The organism is Thalassobaculum sp. (genome assembly GCF_965223715.1).
GTDB lineage: Bacteria > Pseudomonadota > Alphaproteobacteria > Thalassobaculales > Thalassobaculaceae > Thalassobaculum.
The window spans coordinates 1,408,108-1,422,208 of record NZ_OZ245012.1 but is presented as its reverse complement, the minus strand read 5'-3'; the positions used below and the strand labels follow the sequence as shown (position 1 = coordinate 1,422,208).

The window sequence follows — 14,101 nt, the reverse complement described above, 5'->3', positions numbered from 1 at the left end:
ATCAGCCCGCCGCGTGCGCCGGCGCTTCGATCTTGTCGAAGGCATCGGTCAGCACCTGATCGGCGATCCAGGCATGGGCTTCCTCGGTGGAGAAGAACCAGCGCCGGTGATAAGGCTTGTTGTCGTCGAAACCCTCGGCCCAGAGCCTCAGGATATGGGCGTCGGTGGGGTTGGAGACGACGCAGGCGATCCAGAGCGGCCGGATCGGCTGCACCTTGTTCTTCATCTGGAAGATGTCGCGCAGGGTCTCCATGGTCAGGTCGCTGAGATCCGCCTGCCGCAGATCCCAGACGATGCCCTTGCGGTCCACCCCGGTGGAGAGCGCCTTCAGCTCCTGGATGATCGGAATGATGGTCTCGGCGACAAAGCGGTCCCGAAACGTGATCTCGGCGACGTCGCGCTTGTCGTTGAACGTGATCGCGTACCCGTTCATCTCATACCTTCTGACCCGTTCTGGGTCGGTTCTGCACGCGGCCGGGCCCTGGTCCCAATCCTGCGGCGTAAACTCATGTCCCGATCCGATTCCGCGATATCCTGTGGATAGCGTAGCGTCTCGGATGTCGCTGTCATAGAGGCGTATTCACAGGCGCGGTCGCTTGTCGGGGTAAGGCTCGAAAAAGGCGTAGAAGATAAAGGCGTATTCCCGATCCGAGATCCGATAGGGCGTGATCAGCCGGCGCACGCTGCGCACATAGTCGACCGCACCGATATACGGCCCTTCCGACAGCACCGGCCCGCCATGGCGCAGGCTCCAGGCGAACTCCCGACGCATGACGCCGCGGTTCTTCAGCGGCAGTTCCCGCATCGGCCGGTTGTTGCCGAAGAAGCCGTTATGGGCCTCGATGGCGCTGCCGATCATCACCACGCGAAACTCCCGCATTCCCTCGCCCACCAGCTTGGTGAGGCAGGTGTTGCACCAGTGCCGGGCCGGCAGGTTGAGGATGTCGAACCTCGCATAGTCCGGGAGCTGGCCCACAACCCCGCCCGCGTCGAACCAGACGCGCACCAGATCCTGCCACGCCCCCTCCGGCGCCTCGTCGATCGATGTCAGGAAGCGGCGTGTGCGCGTGGCGAAGGGATCCGCCCGAAATATGATATCCTGCCGATCCGACGGTCGGTCCATCCTGCCACCCGTTGAAGCCAGAGGCCGCGGGTCTTATCTTTGAAGCAAGAGAGTTAAAGGATCGCAAACATGCCCGACGGCGCCGTTCAGGATAGAGCCTTCGCCATCACCGACAGCGCGGCCAAGCGCATCGCCTTCCTGAAGACTCAGGAAGCCGATGGTGACGGCCTGCGGATGCGGGTGTCCGTCCTTGGCGGCGGGTGTTCCGGCTTCCAGTATGTCTTCGACTTCGACCGGACGGTGAACGAGGACGACCATGTCTTCGAGCGCAACGGCGTTGAGGTGCTGGTCGACGACGTGTCGCTCGACCTGCTGTCCGGCGCCCAGCTCGACTACAAGGACGAGCTGATCGGCGCCTATTTCGCGGTGGAGAACCCGAACGCCACCTCGTCCTGCGGCTGCGGCACCAGCTTCGCGATCGGCTGAACGCCCCCTTTCCCGCCCCATCCAGAGTCCCTGCCGGCTAACGGGCTTGCGGTCGCCGACCGTTTGCGCTGACCTTTGGCCTCCCGCGCCCCCGAGCGAGCGAGAAGGCTGAAGCCCATGAAGATCGCCACCTGGAACGTCAACTCGATCAAGGCGCGTCTGCCGAACGTCCTGGACTGGCTGAAGACCGCCGAGCCCGACGTGGTGCTGCTCCAGGAGATCAAGACCGTCGATGACGGGTTCCCGCGCCTTGAGATCGAGGAACTGGGCTATCAGTGCGCCGTGCACGGCCAGAAGAGCTATAACGGCGTGGCGATTCTCTCCAAGCGCGGGCTGGAGGACGTCTCGGCCCGTCTCGCCGGCGACGACGCGGACGAACAGGCGCGCTATCTGGAGGCCACGGTGGACGGCGTGCGGGTGGCGACGATCTACCTGCCCAACGGCAACCCCGCCGACAGCGAGAAATACCCCTACAAGCTGGGCTGGATGAAGCGGCTGAAGGCCCGGGCGGCCGAGCTGCTCGCCGAGGAGCGGCCGGTCGTGCTGGGCGGCGACTACAACGTCATCCCGACCGACGACGACGTGCATGATCCCGTGGCCTGGCAGGGCGACGCGCTGATCAAGCCGGAGACCCGGGCGGCGTTCCGCGAGATCCTCCATCTCGGCTATACCGACGCCTTCCGTGCCAAGGATCCCACCCCGCACCGCTACAGCTTCTGGGACTATCAGGGCGGCGCCTGGCAGAAGGACCACGGCATCCGCATCGACCACCTGCTGCTGTCGCCCCAGGCGGCCGACCGGCTGGTTGATGCTGGCATCGACAGCAAGCCGCGCGGCAAGGAAAAGGCCAGCGACCATACCCCGGTCTGGTGCACCCTGGCCGACCCGGAATGATCCCGGGCGCGGTCGTGGAGGGCGGCTGCCTCTGCGGCGCCGTGCGCTACCGGGTCGATGGAGGCCTGCGCGAGACCACCCATTGCCACTGCACCATGTGCCGCCGGACCTCCGGCGCGCCGCTGGTGACCTGGACGGTTTGCGATCCGTCGGATTTCTCCTGGACCGCCGGTCGGCCCGCCCGGTTCGCCTCCTCCCCCGGCTGCGAGCGGACCTTCTGCGCGACCTGCGGCAGCAAGCTGACCTTCACCGATGCGAAGCGGCCGGGCGACATCGATATCGCCACCGGCTCCTTGGACCGACCCGGTATCGCGGTGCCGCGGAGCCAGATCTTCGGCGCCTCCCGCCTGCCCTGGATCGACATCGACCCCCATGTCCCGTTTCGAACCGGCGACGGGCCAGACATCCAAACACCCGCCACCGCTGAACCGGGCGGCATCCTGACGGGTGGCTGTTTCTGTGGCGCGGTGCGGTTTGAGGTGGCGGGACGGCCCTTGCGCAGCTCGATCTGCCATTGCGGTATCTGCCGGCGGACCACCGGCGGCCCGTTCGGCGTAGGCGGCGTCTGGTTGCGGGAGTCCGTCAGCCGGTGGGGAGAAACCACGGCCTACGCCAGTTCCGACAGGGCCTGGCGCCACTTCTGCCCGAGCTGTGGGGCGACCGTGTTCTTCGAGGACCTCGGCGATCCGGCGGTGTGGGAGGTGATGCCGTCGCTTCTCGACACCCCCGCGACCCTGGTTCCCGAGTGTCACCTCTTCGCCGCCGACGCGGTTCCCGGTCTGGTCATGGGCGACGCTCTGCCGAGATGGCCGGGCCCGTGTGGGTCCGGCGCACCAGACCCCGCTCTGCTTCACCCCGGATCCGAGAAAGACAAGACGAATCTCTAATATACCCGTTAAACGGGTATTTTCAGTCGACATAACACATTACTCACCCTATCCTCCTCTCGATCAGGGAAGCGGGGATGGGCATGGCAATATTCAGGGAAAGATGGGGCACCGCCCTTCCCGCCTGTGCGCTGATGGGCATGACCGCCTGCGCCCAGGTCACGATCCAGGCCTGCGACGGCAGCGTCACGCAGAACACCCGTTTCGGATTCCTGTCGATCGAGCCCAGACCCGGTCGCACCGCGCAGATCATCGACCTGCAGGGCATCGGGATGATCGGACATAACGGCGGGCTAACCCTCGGTTACCTCGCCGCCAGCACCGCGGTACTGCCGGCGGGGGACTGCCGGGTCGTGGTCTGGATTGACGATACGCAGACGGCGCCGGCGGCCCTGGCCGACCTGCTGGGCGGGACGTCCGACCTATGCGCCGTCGGCCCGGGCGCGCCGTAACCCAATCAAGGAGGGGAGTATGAAGCCTGTCATCGCCATCGCGGTTCTCGCCGCACTCGGCCTGTCCGCCTGCGGCAATACCCAGGGGGCGGACCTGATCTTCGGCCAGCAGGAATCCATGGGCCTGACGATCTCCGCCTCGGCGCCACAGCAGGGCGGCGGCCTGAACCTGGGCTACAGCAGCCTCGACATCGCGATCATCCCGGTCGTGGTGGAGACGGCCGACGGCCACATCGTGCTGAAGGGCGAGACCAAGACCCTCGCCGATAGCAGCGAGTCGGCCGGCGGCCTGTCCGACGCGCTCTCGGCCATCGGCCAGTTCGATCTGAACACCGGTTCGAACGGGATGGTCTCGGCCGGGCTGGAGAAGTTCTTCGCCACCGGCAACGCGGCCCAGATCCTGGCCCAGGGCTTTGCCGACAAGATGAATGCGGCCGCGGCACCGCCGGCGAAATAACCCCTACCCGTTCCAGACCGGGCCGAGAGGCGACAGCCGCATGCCCTTGCGCAGGCGCTTCCAGGGCAGTTTGGCCGGGTCGGCGATCATCGGACCGGGGGCGGCGGCGACCAGGATCTGGTGGGCGATCGGCGCAAAATCGGCGCGGAAATGCACCGAGGACTTGTTGACCAGGATCGCCTGCTCGGTGGGCTCGATGCCGACATACCGGTACAGCGCCTGGTCGGCCATCTGCACCTTGTGGGTGGCCAGGGCGATCCGCACGCCGCCGATCCGCAGGCAGGCGGACGGGCCCAGCCGCATCTTGGCATTCTTGTAGAACGGCCCGGTCCCGGTGGTGAACCCGTCATGCAGGGCCTCCACCGTGTAGGTGGCCTCCAGCGGCGTGTCGCCCGGAATTCCGGAGCAGCCACCGAGCGGGATGGTGATCTGTGCCCCCACCCCGGCCGCATGGGCCGCTTTGGCGGCCTCCGGGTCGATCATCAGGCCAATGGCCGCCTTCTCCACCCCGGCATTCACCAGCGCCTTCAGCATGCCCGCCGTGTCGCCGTTGCCGCCTGCCCCCGGATTGTCCTGGGTGTCGGCGATCACCACCGGCTTGCTCGCCCCCTGGGACAGGCGCACCGCCTCGGCCACTGCCTCGTCCGGATCGTAGATCTTGCCGGCGAATTCCGGCTCCAGGCGGCGGATATCGGCGGCGATGGCGTCGGCCGCACGGTCCGCGTCTTCCTGGGTGGCGCCATAGGCGAAGATGCTCGGCCCGCAATCGGCGATGTCGGCGGCCGGGAAGCCCGGCAGGTAGGAGGTGGTCCACACCCCGCCGGTCTCCATCGCCGTCATCCGGTCGTAGATTGGGCCCGACGGCGCCATCATCGTGCACTGCCACGACAGCGGGATGAGGAAATCGATCTGGCGGTAGGCCTTGGCCGGCTTGCCCTCCTTCAGGATGCGGTCGAGCACCGCGGCGGTGCGCTTGCCGGTATCGGCCATGTCCACATGGGGATAGGTCTTGTAGGCCACGCAGGCGGTGACGAGATCGTGGAACCGCCGGGTCATGTTGCCGTGCAGGTCGAGCGACACGATGATCGGCAGGTCCGGCCCGACCACCTCGCGGACCCGGGCGACGGTCTCGCCCTCCCCGTCCTCGTGGCTCTCGGTCACCATGGCGCCGTGCAGGCAGAGATAGACCGCGTCGATGGCGCCGGCGTCGCGGATGCCCTGGCAGATCATGCCGGTGATCCGGTCGAAGGCGTCGTCCGTGACCACGTCGGAGGGTGCCGCGGCGGCCCAGGTGGTGGCGACCAACTCATGGCCGAGCGCCTGCGCTCCCTCGATGAAGCCGGTGCAGGAGATGTTGCGGCCCTCCATGGCGGCGAAGAGCTCGTTGCCCGTGGTGACCGGCGGCCAGCCACCGCCGATATTGAAGGCGTCCCAGCCCGCCTTGGTCGGCGCGAAGGTGTTGGTCTCGTGCTGAAATCCGCCGATCGCGATCCGCGCCATGCTGCTGTCCACCTATTGGTTTCGTCCGTCTGGACCGTGTTGCGGTCTGGAGCTTAGACGAGCGACGGCGCCTGGAAAACGCATGGAAATCGGCAATGATGCCGAGACACGCGAGGCGCCCGACGGCTAGAGGTCGGCCAATTGCGCCGCGTGGAAACAGCTCGCGATCGAGCCGGCGACGCTTCGCACCGACGGGTTGCCGGACAGCTCTTCCCGCGCCACGACCCAGTAATCCGCCTGCAACTCGGCGATCTCCGGCGACAGTCGGACAACGCCGGCCAGCGCGTTGCCCAGGAAGCAGGGCAGCAGCGCGACGCCGGCCCCGGTGGCAACGGCGGCGGCCATCTGGTCGGTTCGGGACAGCCGGGCGGCGGCGGGCCGGTCGCCGATCAGCCCGGCGATCCAACCCATGGCCGAATAGTGCTGCTGCTCGGCGATGAAGGTCAGCCAGGGCAAGGCGGCCAGGTCCGCTCGATCGAGCGGCAATGTCCGGCCCTCGGCGAAACTCGCCGATCCGTAGACCGCGCAGGCGATGGACCCGATGCGCCAGGTCAGCCCCTCGCCGTCCGGCGGCATGCGGTGGCGGACGACGATCTCGGGCACCCGGTCGGCCCGGGCCACCATATCGCCGGACAGCACCAGCTCCACCCGAGGTCCAACCGGCAGCGTGCCGAGTCCGCGCGCCAGCAGGGACGCGGGCCATTCCATGGCCTCCACCCGGACCGTCTCCGCAAGACCGCGGATCTGGTCGAGGGCGCGGCGTTCGACCCGCAGGGCTGTTGTCTCCACCGCCCGCACCGCCGGCAGCAGTTCGGCGCCGGCGGCGGTCAACCGGTGGCCGTCGCGGTCGCGCTCGAACAGCGGCAGGCCGAGGTCGCTTTCCAGCGCACGAACCCTGCGTGCGACGGTCGGCTGGCTCACGGAAAGCTCGAGCGAGGCCCGGCGGAGGCTTCCGCTGCGGGCGACGGCAAGAAAGGCCTGAAGATCGTCCCAGTTCATGAAACGAATTTGTAACGCCAGAACCGAATCTGTGGAACGAAAAGCGGGGTGCCGCCGTCGTATAAGGGCGCATCGATCACCTGCAGAGATTTCCGATGCGCCAAGCGATCCTGGTCTCCGCCGCCGCCATCCTGTCCTGGTCGGCGCTCATCGCGATCAGCCGAATCCTGCTGGTCCGCTTCGGGTTCGACCCCTGGGCCTATACCTTCCTGCAGCTCTGCGCCGGCGGGATCTGCCTGCTGGCCATCGGAGGGCGGGGGCGGCTTTCCCTGGACAGCTTCCGGCGGCCCAGCACCTGGATCCTGGGCGTGCTGCGGGTGCTGTCCGCCGCGCTCTTCACCGCCGTGCTGGTCCATGTCAGCGCGATGGAGGCCGGTGTCCTGGGCGCGGTCAACGTGCCGATGGTGGCGGTCGCGGTCTGGCTCGTCTTCGGCCGCAGACCCGCCCGTATGGAGTGGTTCGGCCACACGGTCATCCTGGTAGCGATCGCCCCGCTGGTCGTCACCCTGGAGGGCGGGATCGCCAATCCGGCGGTGATCCTGATGCTGCTTAACGAGGTCTGCCTGGTCGCGGGCACGCTGCTGGCCGAACGGCACCCCGACAACGCCTCGAGCGAGCCCGGCAGCCGCGCGCGGTTCACCGGGGCGGTGCTGCTGGTGACGGCGGGCCTGTTCCTCGCCCTGCGGATCGTGGAGGACGGCGGGGTGGGCGACGTGGACTGGAACGGGCCGCTGATCGTCTCGGCGATCCTGGTCGGGGTGATCCTGCGCGGCCCTTCGATGTTCCTCACCTTCTGGTCGACCCGGCTGATCGGCTCTCAGAACTACATGGCCTGCTGTACCGCACTACCGGTGATCGGCATGGCGTTGGAACAGGCCGCCTTTCACTGGGGCCTGATCGACGTCTCCCGGTTCCGGCCCGAGACGGTCCTGCTGACCGCCGGTGTCGTTGCCGGCACCCTGATCGTGGTGGCGGCCCGCGTCAGGGCGGTGCGGCAGAGGATCGAGCCGGCCGAGTGAGGCAGTAGGACGCCTCGCTACCACATGTTCGCGACCCGTTGGGAGGTCGCCCGGCAGTGCTGGTCGATGCGACCGCGGAACCCGTTGGGCGTCCCTACCGCGAAGATGGAACGGGGCAGCTCCATGTCACGCCGACGAACGGAGACACATCGGTCCGGCGCCTTTTCCAGCCGAGATTATGAACCGAAAGAACCAATCGAATCCAAGATTTCGTGATCCGATAAAATAAATTGCACAAACGCGGACGCCGGGACCAAGGCCCCGGCGTCGCGGTTCTATGCGGGTAGCGGTTTCGCCGTCGCCGGCCTAGCCGACCTGCTCCAGGCGGCTCAGGGCGGCCGCCAGACGGTCGCGGCGCTCCGTCTCCTCGGCCAGGCGTTCCTTATTCTCCTCGACCACCTCTTCCGGCGCCTTGGCGAGGAAGCCCTGGTTGGACAGCTTCTTGTCGATCTTGGCCATCTCGCCTTCCGCCTTGGCGATCTCCTTGGACAGGCGGGCGCGCTCCTGGGCGATGTCGATCACATCGGCGATCGGCAGCACCAGGGTGGCCTCGTCCAGCACGCCCTGCACCGCACCGGCCGGGGCCGACCCGCCGGTCTGAATGGAGGACAGCCGAGCCAGACGGGTCAGCAGGTCGCCGTATCTCTCGGCCCGGGCCGTCGTCTCGGCATTGGCGCCGACCAGCAGCAGCGGGATCTGCGCGGACGGCGGCACGTTCATCTCGGCGCGGATCGACCGCACCTCGGAGATCAGCCGCACCACCCAGTCCATCTCCGCCGAGGCCTTGGCGTCGATCAGGTCGCCGGACAGCGCCGGCCAGGGGCGCGAGACGAGAAGCTGGTCGCCCTCCTCGCCGAAATTCGCCCAGAGCTCCTCGGTGATGTACGGCATGATCGGGTGCAGCAGGTGCAGCGCCCGGTTCAATGCCCAGGCCGTGGTCGCCCGGGTCTCGGCCGCACTCGGGTGCTCGGTGCCGCCCTCCGGGGTCTGCAGGATCGGCTTGGTGAACTCCAGGTACCAGTCGCAGAAGGTGCCCCAGAAGAACTGGTACAGCGCGGCGGCCGCCTCGTTGAACTTGTAGGCCTCCATCGCGCCAGCGACCGCTTCGGCCGTCCTGGCGACCTCGCCGACGATCCAGCGGTTGACCGTCTCGGTGCAGGCGGACGGGTCGAAGGCGGGATCCGCCTTGCAGCCGTTCATCTCGCAGAACCGGGCGGCGTTCCAGATCTTGGTGGCGAAGTTGCGGTAGCCTTCCACACGCCCTTCGGCCAGCTTGATGTCGCGCCCCTGGGCGGCCATGGCGGCGAGCGTGAAGCGCAGGGCGTCGGTGCCGTACTGGCCGATCAGGTCCAGCGGGTCGATGATGTTGTTCTTCGACTTCGACATCTTCTGGCCCTTGGCGTCGCGCACCAGGGCGTGGATGTAGACCGTGTGGAACGGCACCTCCTTCATGAAGTGCAACCCCATCATCATCATCCGGGCGACCCAGAAGAAGATGATGTCGAAGCCGGTGACCAGCACGTCGCCGGGATAGTAGCGGTCCAGTTCCGGCGTCTTGTCCGGCCAGCCCAGGGTCGAGAACGGCCACAGGGCCGAGGAGAACCAGGTGTCGAGCACGTCCTCGTCCCGGGTCAGCTCCACCGCCTTGCCGTAATGCGTCTCGGCAGTGGCGGCGGCCCCCTCCTCGCTCTCGGCGACGAAGACCTCGCCGTCCGGGCCGTACCAGGCCGGGATCTGGTGGCCCCACCAGAGCTGGCGCGAGATGCACCAGGGCTGGATGTTGCGCATCCATTCGAAATAGGTCTTCTCCCAGTTCTTCGGGACGAAGACGGTCTTGCCGGTCTCCACCGCCTCGATCGCCGGCTTCGCCAGGGTGGCCGCGTCGCAGTACCACTGGTCGGTCAGCCAGGGCTCCAGCGGCACGCCGCCGCGATCGCCGTGCGGCACGGTGTGGCGGTGCGGCTCGATCTTCTCCAGCAGCCCGGCCTCTTCCATGTCCGCGACCACGGCCTTGCGGGCGGCGAAGCGCTCCATGCCCCGGTACTTCTCCGGCACCTGGTCGTTCAGGTGGGCATAGGCGTCCATGATGTTGATCATCTCGAGGTTATGGCGCTTGCCCACCTCGAAGTCGTTGAAATCATGGGCCGGAGTGATCTTCACCGCGCCGGAGCCCTGTTCCGGATCGGCGTATTCGTCGCCGACGATCGGGATGCGCCGGCCCACCAGCGGCAGGATCGCGTAGGTGCCGATCAGGTCCTTGTAGCGCTCGTCCTCCGGATGCACGGCGATCGCCGTGTCGCCCAGCATGGTTTCGGGCCGCGTGGTGGCGACGATGATGAACTTGTCCGGATCGTTCTCCAGCGGATAGCGGAAGTGCCAGAGATTGCCGTCGACCTCCTTCGGCTCGACCTCCAGGTCGGAGATGGCGGTGACCATCTTCGGGTCCCAGTTCACCAGCCGCTTGTCGCGGTAGATCAGGCCCTCGTTGTAGAGCTGCACGAAGACCTTGAGCACGGCCTTGGACAAGCCCTCGTCCATGGTGAAGCGCTCGCGCTCCCAGTCCGGGCTGGCCCCCAGCCGGCGGAGCTGGTTGACGATGGTGCCGCCGGACTGCGCCTTCCACTCCCAGACCTTCTCGATGAAGGCGTCGCGGCCGATGTCTCGCCGGTCGATCCCCTCCGCCGCCAGGTTGCGCTCGACCACCATCTGGGTGGCGATGCCGGCATGGTCGGTGCCGGGTTGCCACAGGGCGTCGCGGCCGGCCATGCGGTTGTAGCGGGTCAGGATGTCCTGCACCGTCATGGTCAGCGCGTGGCCCATATGCAGGCTGCCGGTGACGTTCGGCGGCGGCATCATGATGGTGTAGGGGGCCGCGTTCGAGTTCGGATCGCAGGCGAAGGCGCCGGAGTCTTCCCAGCGGCCGTACAGGCGGGCCTCGACATCGGCGGGGGAATAGGTCTTCTCAAGCATCTGTCGGGTCCTTGACCGGCGCAGGGACAGGGCCGTCCGGAGCGGATCCGGGGCCGTCCACCTGCTTCAATGACGACGGAGGCCGTTCATAGGCCAAGCGGGCGCGAAACGCCACACCCGGCCGTCGGATTTACTGAGGTTTTCCGCCCGTCCCCGTCCGGTTCGGGGCGGAAATCGGTCTTACCAGCGATCCCGGCGCTGGGACAGCATGACGAGCCGCTCGATCTCCTCGCGTACCAGACGCTCGACCATGGACGGCAGGTGCTGGTCCAGCCAGTCCTTCAGCATCGGCCGCATCAGCTCGCGGGTCAGACGCTCCAGGGTGACCGCGCCGTTGCCGAGCGGCAGCTCCTGATAATCCTCGTTGAGCTTGGCCTGCAGCTCGGAGAAGGAGTGCACCGTCTCCTGGGCCTGGGGCGGCGACACCAGTCCCTGAGGCTGGGGAGCCGCGCGCGGCGCGGGGGGCGGCGGCGGCGCGTAGACCGGTGCCGGTGCCGGTTCGGGCTCCGGTTCCGGCTCGGGCTCCGGAAGCGGTTCCGGTTCCGGCTCGGGTTCCGGCTCAGGCTCCGGTTCCGGCTGGGCGTAGCGCTGTTCCTCGAAGAGCGGTTCGGCATCCTCTTCCTCGTCGGCTTCCATATCCGACAGATCGAGGACGTCCTCTTCCTCCTCTTCTTCTTCCTCTTCGGGCTCGGGCTCGGGTTCAGGCAGAGGCTCTGGTTCCGGCTCGGGCTCCGGTTCCGGCTCAGCCTCCTCGACGGCTTCCTCTTCCGCCGGCGCCTCTTCCTCGTCGTCCCCATCCTCGGAAATGATCCGGCGAATCGACGCCAGGATCTCTTCCATGGATGGTTCTTGTGTATCGCTCATGCGTTCGCCCCGGCGACCCTGGCTGTCCGGTACATTCGAATCTGAAGACTAGCCCATAAACCTCTGTCGGGCCAATCCTTCACGCGAATCGCCGTCAGTTACCCGGCATGCGTCCCGGAGGCTCGGTGCCGTAATACTTCGACTCGACCGCCCGGTAGTGACGGTCATAGTCGTAGATCTCCACCGGCAGCGCCAGATCCTGCGCCGTCAGCCGGCCCAGGGCCGCCAGCAGCGAGAAGGCCGCGACGATGGCGTTGCGGTCGGCGGTGACGAGGCTGACCTGGGCGTCGAGAAGCTCCTGCTCGGCGTCGAGGACGTCCAGCACGGTGCGGGCGCCGACGGTCGCCTCCTGCTGCACGCCGTCGAGGGCGATCTCGGCGGAGTTGACTTCCGAACGCAGCGACTCGATCTGCGCCAGGGCCGTCTTGTAGTCTTCGAAGGCGCTGGCGGCATTCTCCACCACGGCGCGGCGCTCGTTATCCACCAGCAGCCGGACGCGATTGACGTTCTCCTTGGCCGCGCGGACCTGGGAATAGACCACGCCCTGCTGGTAGATCGGCACCGAGAGCTGCAGCTCGGCGGTGAGCGTCGTGACCTCGTTGTCGCCACCGCTGGTGTTGTAGGTCTGCTCCGCCTGGGTCACCAGGTTCAGCTCCGGCAGCAGCTCGGCCTCCGCCTGGGAGACCACGTGCTTGGCGGCCAGCTCCTGAAACTTTGCCTGGATCAGGGTGTAGCTTTCCTGCACCGCGATATCGACCGCCTCGTCGCGGCTCTGGGGCAGACCCGGCGGGATCGCCGGCTCGGTCAGCGTCGTCGGGACGGTGCCGATGACCCGCTCGAAGGCGACGCGGGAGGTGATCAGGTTGCCCTCCGCCTGGGTCCGGTCCGCTTCGGAACTGGCCCGGCGGGCATCGGACTGGGCGACGTCGGTGCGGGTCACCTCGCCGACGCGGAACCGGTCGCGGGTTGCTTCCAACTGCTTGTCGAGCCGCTCGACGTTGTTGATCTGCAGCTGGAGGATCGAGGTGTCGCGGATGACGTTGACATAGGCAACGACCGCGTCGAGCAGGGTGCTTTGTTCGCTCTGAAACAGACCGGCCCGCGCCGCCTCCACATTGGCGTCCGCCTCGTCCACCTCGGCATCGACGCGGCCGAAGGTGTAGAGCGGCTGGGTGGCCGTGATGGCGCCGGTGATCGGGTAGGAATGGTCGTCCGTGGTGCGCACGCCCCGGTTTTCGGCATTGACGTCGGTGATGCCGAAGCTGCCCGACGCGCTGATGCTCGGGCGCCAGCCGCCCTTGGCCTGGGTGACGGTCTCATCCGTGCGCCGCAGGTCGGCCCGCGCCGCCAGCAGCTCCGGATTGGTCTCGTAGGCCAGAGACAGCGCCTCCTCCAGGGTCTGTCCCTGGGCAGCGGGAGCGCCGAGGACGGCGAACCCGGTCAGCAGAGCCACGACCGCGGCCGACGAACGGAGCGACTTCGCGAACGAGGTCATGGTCTTCCTTTCAGCTTTCAGATGCCCTGGCGATGGGGTGTTGCGGGTATATGGCGTCCCGCGTTTAGAAGACAAACCCGGCCTCCTGGCGGAAGCCCGCGAGCAACGGCGTGCCCGCGTCGAACAGAATGCGTCGGCCGATATGGGAGCCGAGCTTCTCGTAGAGGACCGCAACCCCCGGCTCGGTCGGCGAGCCGCCCTCCACGGTGACCAGCCGGCCGCCATCGGCCAACTCGTCGAACAGCTTCTGCGGCACGGTCTCGACCCCGCCATCGATCAGGATGACGTCATAGGGCGCCTGCTTGGCGTAGCCCTGGGTCAGCGGCCCGTTGACGATCGCCGCATTGTCGATCGCCAGCGCCTCCAGGTTGGCATTGCCCGAATCCACCAGGCTCTGCTCCTCCTCGACGCCGACCACGACAGAGACCAGCTTTGACAGGACCACCGTCGCGTAGCCGGTGCCGCAGGCCACATCCAGGGCCACGTCGCCCGGCTTCGGCAGGGCCGCCTGCAGCAGACGGGCCAGCACCATCGGCTCGAGCATGTAGCGGCCGGCGCCGACCTCCAGCGCCTCGTCCACATAGGCGATGCCGCGCTTGGACTTGGGCACGAACAGCTCGCGCGGGATCGTGTCGAAGGCGTCGATCAGCGCAGGGTCGGTGACCTTGTTGGTCCGGATCTGGCTCTCGACCATGTTCAGGCGTGCCAGGGCGTAGTCGACCATCGCATTCCTCACCGCAACGCGCGCGTCCTCGACCAGCGGAGGGACGGCGCAGAATTTCCTGAACGAGCTTTATAGGCAAGACCTTGGCCCGACACAATGAACTCCGCGCCGAAATCGACCCCGAAAGGCCCGGATGCGGCCTGTGGACAACCTGTGGATAGAGCCGACAAATCCCGGATTCGTCGAGCGAATCGACGATTGACGCACACAGTGCGCCTACCCATAGTTTAGGGACTGACAAGCAGCTCACGGAGGCACCGATGCTCGCATCCCCGTATCTCGCTTCCGGCT

The 14,101-nt window shown here is 67.2% G+C and carries 14 protein-coding genes; 6 read left to right on the top strand and 8 right to left on the bottom strand.

Annotation, left to right across the window (positions count from 1 at the left end):
- Nucleotide 1 precedes the first annotated feature (1 nt).
- Together ACOQOP_RS06580 and ACOQOP_RS06575 are read right to left on the bottom strand one after the other, a co-directional pair.
- Entirely contained in the window at nucleotides 2-433 is a 432-nt protein-coding gene (locus ACOQOP_RS06580) for a hypothetical protein (protein ID WP_420565526.1), read from the bottom strand.
- Nucleotides 434-580: 147 nt separating this feature from the next.
- Nucleotides 581-1,123, bottom strand: coding sequence for a hypothetical protein (locus ACOQOP_RS06575; RefSeq protein ID WP_420565525.1), 543 nt, complete (start codon nucleotides 1,121-1,123; stop codon nucleotides 581-583).
- Nucleotides 1,124-1,192: 69 nt separating this feature from the next.
- Here ACOQOP_RS06575 and erpA point away from each other — a divergent pair, with 69 nt between their 5' ends.
- The 5 genes from erpA to ACOQOP_RS06550 all read left to right on the top strand — a co-directional run bounded on the left by erpA (nucleotide 1,193) and on the right by ACOQOP_RS06550 (nucleotide 4,239).
- Nucleotides 1,193-1,549 carry an iron-sulfur cluster insertion protein ErpA gene (erpA, locus tag ACOQOP_RS06570; RefSeq protein ID WP_420565524.1) on the top strand — a complete coding sequence of 119 codons (357 nt, stop codon included), beginning with the start codon at nucleotides 1,193-1,195 and terminating at the stop codon, nucleotides 1,547-1,549.
- Nucleotides 1,550-1,666: 117 nt separating this feature from the next.
- Nucleotides 1,667-2,443, top strand: coding sequence for an exodeoxyribonuclease III (locus ACOQOP_RS06565; protein WP_420565523.1), 777 nt, complete (start codon nucleotides 1,667-1,669; stop codon nucleotides 2,441-2,443).
- A complete protein-coding gene (locus ACOQOP_RS06560) occupies nucleotides 2,440-3,330 on the top strand; it encodes a GFA family protein (protein ID WP_420565522.1) in 891 nt (296 codons plus the stop codon). Before ACOQOP_RS06565 ends, ACOQOP_RS06560 begins: the two co-directional genes overlap by 4 nt.
- Before the next feature lie 83 nt (nucleotides 3,331-3,413).
- Entirely contained in the window at nucleotides 3,414-3,782 is a 369-nt protein-coding gene (locus tag ACOQOP_RS06555; protein WP_420565521.1) for a hypothetical protein, read from the top strand.
- A 19-nt stretch (nucleotides 3,783-3,801) separates the two neighbouring features.
- Complete coding sequence (locus tag ACOQOP_RS06550; protein WP_420565520.1) at nucleotides 3,802-4,239, top strand: hypothetical protein; 438 nt, start codon at nucleotides 3,802-3,804, stop codon at nucleotides 4,237-4,239.
- 3 nt (nucleotides 4,240-4,242) lie between these two features.
- Here ACOQOP_RS06550 and ACOQOP_RS06545 read toward each other — a convergent pair whose 3' ends face one another.
- Nucleotides 4,243-5,739, bottom strand: a complete 1,497-nt coding sequence (locus tag ACOQOP_RS06545; RefSeq protein ID WP_420565519.1) for a M81 family metallopeptidase — start codon at nucleotides 5,737-5,739, stop codon at nucleotides 4,243-4,245.
- Between the two features lie 126 nt (nucleotides 5,740-5,865).
- A complete protein-coding gene (locus tag ACOQOP_RS06540) occupies nucleotides 5,866-6,738 on the bottom strand; it encodes a LysR family transcriptional regulator (protein WP_420565518.1) in 873 nt (290 codons plus the stop codon).
- A 95-nt stretch (nucleotides 6,739-6,833) separates the two neighbouring features.
- Here ACOQOP_RS06540 and ACOQOP_RS06535 point away from each other — a divergent pair, with 95 nt between their 5' ends.
- Nucleotides 6,834-7,757: an EamA family transporter gene (locus ACOQOP_RS06535; protein ID WP_420565517.1), complete on the top strand. Its 924-nt coding sequence runs from the start codon at nucleotides 6,834-6,836 to the stop codon at nucleotides 7,755-7,757.
- A 306-nt stretch (nucleotides 7,758-8,063) separates the two neighbouring features.
- On the opposite strand, the gene ACOQOP_RS06530 is transcribed toward ACOQOP_RS06535, so the two are convergent.
- From ACOQOP_RS06530 to ACOQOP_RS06515, 4 genes are all read right to left on the bottom strand, one after another.
- Nucleotides 8,064-10,727: a valine--tRNA ligase gene (locus ACOQOP_RS06530; protein ID WP_420565516.1), complete on the bottom strand. Its 2,664-nt coding sequence runs from the start codon at nucleotides 10,725-10,727 to the stop codon at nucleotides 8,064-8,066.
- 180 nt (nucleotides 10,728-10,907) lie between these two features.
- Nucleotides 10,908-11,591: a DUF2497 domain-containing protein gene (locus tag ACOQOP_RS06525; protein ID WP_420565515.1), complete on the bottom strand. Its 684-nt coding sequence runs from the start codon at nucleotides 11,589-11,591 to the stop codon at nucleotides 10,908-10,910.
- Between the two features lie 94 nt (nucleotides 11,592-11,685).
- Nucleotides 11,686-13,086 (bottom strand): TolC family outer membrane protein, encoded by a 1,401-nt coding sequence (locus ACOQOP_RS06520; protein WP_420565514.1) that lies wholly within the window; start codon nucleotides 13,084-13,086, stop codon nucleotides 11,686-11,688.
- A 64-nt stretch (nucleotides 13,087-13,150) separates the two neighbouring features.
- Nucleotides 13,151-13,810 carry a protein-L-isoaspartate O-methyltransferase family protein gene (locus tag ACOQOP_RS06515; protein WP_420565513.1) on the bottom strand — a complete coding sequence of 220 codons (660 nt, stop codon included), beginning with the start codon at nucleotides 13,808-13,810 and terminating at the stop codon, nucleotides 13,151-13,153.
- Nucleotides 13,811-14,101 lie beyond the last annotated feature (291 nt).

Excerpts from the sequence above, each read along its gene's own strand:
- ACOQOP_RS06565 (WP_420565523.1), top strand. The coding sequence starts at position 1,667 with ATGAAGATCGCCACCTGGAACGTCAACTCGATCAAGGCGCGTCTGCCG.
- ACOQOP_RS06525 (WP_420565515.1), bottom strand. The coding sequence starts at position 11,591 with ATGAGCGATACACAAGAACCATCCATGGAAGAGATCCTGGCGTCGATT.
- ACOQOP_RS06535 (WP_420565517.1), top strand. The coding sequence starts at position 6,834 with ATGCGCCAAGCGATCCTGGTCTCCGCCGCCGCCATCCTGTCCTGGTCG.
- erpA (WP_420565524.1), top strand. The coding sequence starts at position 1,193 with ATGCCCGACGGCGCCGTTCAGGATAGAGCCTTCGCCATCACCGACAGC.
- ACOQOP_RS06520 (WP_420565514.1), bottom strand. The coding sequence starts at position 13,086 with ATGACCTCGTTCGCGAAGTCGCTCCGTTCGTCGGCCGCGGTCGTGGCT.
- ACOQOP_RS06545 (WP_420565519.1), bottom strand. The coding sequence starts at position 5,739 with ATGGCGCGGATCGCGATCGGCGGATTTCAGCACGAGACCAACACCTTC.
- ACOQOP_RS06550 (WP_420565520.1), top strand. The coding sequence starts at position 3,802 with ATGAAGCCTGTCATCGCCATCGCGGTTCTCGCCGCACTCGGCCTGTCC.
- ACOQOP_RS06560 (WP_420565522.1), top strand. The coding sequence starts at position 2,440 with ATGATCCCGGGCGCGGTCGTGGAGGGCGGCTGCCTCTGCGGCGCCGTG.
- ACOQOP_RS06555 (WP_420565521.1), top strand. The coding sequence starts at position 3,414 with ATGGCAATATTCAGGGAAAGATGGGGCACCGCCCTTCCCGCCTGTGCG.
- ACOQOP_RS06580 (WP_420565526.1), bottom strand. The coding sequence starts at position 433 with ATGAACGGGTACGCGATCACGTTCAACGACAAGCGCGACGTCGCCGAG.
- ACOQOP_RS06540 (WP_420565518.1), bottom strand. The coding sequence starts at position 6,738 with ATGAACTGGGACGATCTTCAGGCCTTTCTTGCCGTCGCCCGCAGCGGA.
- ACOQOP_RS06515 (WP_420565513.1), bottom strand. The coding sequence starts at position 13,810 with ATGGTCGACTACGCCCTGGCACGCCTGAACATGGTCGAGAGCCAGATC.
- ACOQOP_RS06575 (WP_420565525.1), bottom strand. The coding sequence starts at position 1,123 with ATGGACCGACCGTCGGATCGGCAGGATATCATATTTCGGGCGGATCCC.
- ACOQOP_RS06530 (WP_420565516.1), bottom strand. The coding sequence starts at position 10,727 with ATGCTTGAGAAGACCTATTCCCCCGCCGATGTCGAGGCCCGCCTGTAC.